Here is a 4,334-nt window from a genome sequence, read left to right on the forward strand (position 1 = left end):
GCCACCGTAACAATTAATCCATTACCAACGGTTTCAATTTCGACTACTACACCTTCTATATGTTCAGGTACCTCTGCTACTATAGATTTTGCAGGAACGGCAAATGCTACGATTACTTACACGATTGATGGAGTTTCTAGTACGATTGTATTAGATGGATCAGGAAATGCTTCGGTAAGTTCTACTGCAACATCAACGTATTGTTTAGTGGGTGCTGCTTCAAATTCGACACCAGTTTGTACTCAAGCTTTTACGGATTGTGTTACTATTACAGTAATTCCTTTACCAACGGCTTCTATCACTGGAGATACAATTTGTGATGGCGATACGGCTGTAGTTACTTTTACAGGAACAGCAAATGCGACAGTAAATTACACTATAGATGGAACTGCTCAAACGCCAGTTACATTAAGTCCAACAGGAACGGCTACGGTTTCGGCTACAGTTGCTGGGACGTATTGTTTGGTTGATGTAAGTACAAACACTACACCGGCTTGTACAGAGGCTTTAACACAATGTGAAGATGTGGTTGTATTACAAGCACCAGTAGCCAATGCCATAACAGACATTAATGTTTGTGATGATAACAATGATGGTCTTGCGACATTTAACTTGACAAGTGCAGTAAACCAAGCCCAAGGAGGTAATCCTAGTTTAATTGTTACAATTCATGAGACAGATGCAGATGCAAACTTTCCATCAAATGCCTTAACAGCAGCTCAAATTTTATCTTACAATAGTATAAATCTGAATCAAATACTACACATTCGAGTAGAGAATGCTGGAGGATGTTACACAGTAATTCCTTTTAACATTGTGGTTGATGAGCGTCCAACATTGAATCAAAATGTAACGGATTATGAGTTGTGTGATGTTAATGCTTCACCAGATGGTGTTGAAGTATTTGATTTAACCAATGCAACATTAACCGCTGACATTACAGGTGGTGCACTAGGCTTAACCCTTACATATTATGAAAACCAAGCAGATGCGCTAGCAAATAATACGGCAAATGCAATACCAAATCCAGCGGCCTATTCAAATACATCAAGTCCAAACCAACAAACGATTTGGATTACGGCAGAAAATGCGGCAGGATGTATTCATACTACTTCAGTTGAATTGATTGTAAACCCATTACCACCGATGATTCCTTTAGCGGATATGAATGGGTGTAGTGATGGCGTTAATTTAACTCAGGCACCATTTGATTTAACGTTCAATGATTCAGTTGTAACGGGTGGTCAGCCAGGTTATACAGTTACTTATTATGAAACTTTAGCAGATGCGCAAGTGCCTCAAAATGCCATTGCATCATCAGCAGCAACACCTTATATAGGAACAGATGGTCAGGTTGTAATTGTAAGAGTAGAGAATGCTACTACGGGATGTTATGACACCACAACGGTACAGTTAAATGTAACACAAGGACCAGTTGCTAATACACCAACACCATTAACATATTGTGATCCAAACAATGATGGTATTGGAATATTTACCCTTCAAGATGCACTTAATGATATTTCTGGAGGACCAACACCAACAGGAGTAACGATTACTTTCCATGAAACACCAGAAGATGCTTTATTAGGAACAAATCCAATTACAGATGTTCCTTATAATAATATTTATGTAAATCAACAAACAATTTATGTAAGTGTAAGTTATGCTTCAACAGGATGTACAAATTACACAGAATTGTTATTGATTGTAAATCCAACACCAGAGATTGTATCACCAGCAGCACCATTGCAAGAATGTGATGATGCAGTAGCAGATGGTTTCACTCAGTTTGATTTAACCCAAGTAGAGACAGAGGTCTTAGATGGTATTGATCCAACTACGGTAACCATCACGTACCATTTAACACAAGCAGATGCAAATGCAGGAACACCAAACATTACCAATATTTTAAGTTATACAAATACAGTAAACCCTCAAACGGTCTACATTAGAGTTGCGTATAATGCAACGGGATGTTATTCGGTAGAGTCATTTGAGTTAGTGGTAAATCCACTGCCAATTATGCCTGTACCAGAAGATATTACGATGAGTTTGTGTGATGTAAACAATCCAGGAGATCAAAGCGAATGTTTTGATTTAAACAGTCAAATTCCGCTTATTGTAAACGGACAGACGAACATGGTTGTTACTTTTCACTTCTCGCAAGCAGATGCTATAGCAGGAGTTAGTGCATTGCCTTCACCATATTGTAACACTTCAAATGCACAATCTATTTTCGTAAGACTAGAGAATGGCATAACGGGCTGTTTTGATACTGTGATTATGGATTTACGTGTAGAGCCATTACCAGTATTAGTAGTTCCACCACCAGTAGAGGAGTGTGGTGCTAATCAAGATGGATTTGCGATTTTTGACTTAACAGCTCTAGAAGCAGCGATGTTAAATGGAGCAACAGATGTTACTTTATCGTATTACGAAACAGATGTAGATGCTCAAAACCAAACGAATCCAATTCTAAATCCGGCAGCATACGATAATATAGATGCTTTCAATCAAATTATTTATGTGTTAGCTGTGAATAATTTAACAGGATGCTTCACCATTGAGATGATTCAGTTAATTGCGCATCCGGCGCCAATCATGCCAACATTAGATGATTTAATAGTTTGTGATACGAATTATGATGGATATGCTTATTTTGATTTAACACAGCAAAATCCAATCATTTTAGCGGCTAATACGATAACACCTTTACAGATACGTTATTACACAACGGCTCTTAATGCAATGAATGGAACAGCAGCAATAGTAAATACAGCGAATTTCTATGGAGGACCAAACTTGCAAACAATATGGGTTGTGGTTACAGATCCAGCAACAGGATGTAGCGCAACAACTACTTTTGATTTAATTATCAATTTACCGGTAGATGTTAGAAATCAAAACAACCGACTTACTTTATGTGATGAAGGTTTGCCGAATGATCAGTTTACGACTTTTGATTTAACGGTTATGAACGCTCAGATATTAATCAATGGAACAGCAGGATCAACCATAACGTATTACCCAAGTTTAGCCCAAGCCCAAGCGGGAACAGGAGCTATTGTAGATCCAACAGCTTATGTAAATGCCATTGCAGCGGTTCAAACCTTAGGAGTTGTGGTAACTAGTGAAGATGGATGTAAAAGCATTACGACTTTAACCATTAGAGTAGAGCCATTGCCAACACCAAGAACAGATCCACTAGCTTTAGTGTCTTGTGATGATGATCAAACAATGATTGGTACAGAGCAATTTGATTTAACAACCAACATAACTTATATACAAAACAACTATCCAAATTTAACCTTTGAGTATTATCCAACACAGGCAGATGCAGATGCAGGGACAAATGAGATTTTAAATCCTACAACGTATGAAGGTTCTGGAATCATCTACATTAAGGTGATGAACAATAGAATAGATTTCTATGGAGAGAGATGTTACCGATTGGTAGAACAAGAATTAATTGTAAATCCATTACCAGTAGTTGTAGATACTACGTATGTAATTTGTGATGATGATACGGATGGTTTTGCAACTTTTATGTTGAGTAGTTATAATGTTCAATTATTAGATACAGCAAATACAGGTCAAGCAACGACAGATTTTACGGTTACTTATTATGATACACAAGCTAATGCACAAGTAGGAACATCAACAGGGTTGTTGTCAGATATGTATACAAACACAGTAAATCCAGCGTTTATTTATCCAAGAGTAGTAAACAACACAACGGGATGTGTGAATGCTTTAGCAGAAGTAACGTTAATGGTAAAATTAAGAGCGATTGCTAATCCGATATCACAAGCTATTTTAGATACGTTTACACAATGTGATTATTACAATGCTAATGATGGAATAGAGCAGTTTGATTTAACGGCTGTTGAGTCGGATATATTAGGAGCACAAACAAATCCACCAGTAAGTATCAGTTATCACTTAACACCACAAGATCAAGCCACTGGAGACAATCCTATTGCCAACATATCGGCTTATGAGAACACATCAAATCCTCAGATTATTTACATTAGAGTAGAAAGAGCGAATGATGATCCATTAGACACAACAGAAGAGTGTTATGATGTAGCTGAGATTACCTTAAATGTAGAGTTGTTAGCAGAGCCAGTAATTACTTCTCCAAGCGAAACGATTTGTGTTGATTTTAACACAGGAGATTTAATTAGTGGTTTAACATTAGATAGTGGCATACCAGCAGGTTCAGGATATGAGTATCAATGGTCATTAAACGGATCGGCTATATCAGGAGCTATTGATGCTACTTATACAATAAGTACTGTTGCACCAGGAGAGTATTCAGTTGTGGTAAC

At 37.4% G+C, this 4,334-nt stretch carries 1 pseudogene; it reads left to right on the forward strand.

From position 1 onward, the window contains the following. Positions 1–4,334, forward strand: a pseudogene (locus G507_RS17780) (hypothetical protein); the annotation flags it as partial.

Origin of the sequence: Flavobacterium gelidilacus DSM 15343 (assembly GCF_000422685.1) — a bacterium.
GTDB lineage: Bacteria > Bacteroidota > Bacteroidia > Flavobacteriales > Flavobacteriaceae > Flavobacterium > Flavobacterium gelidilacus.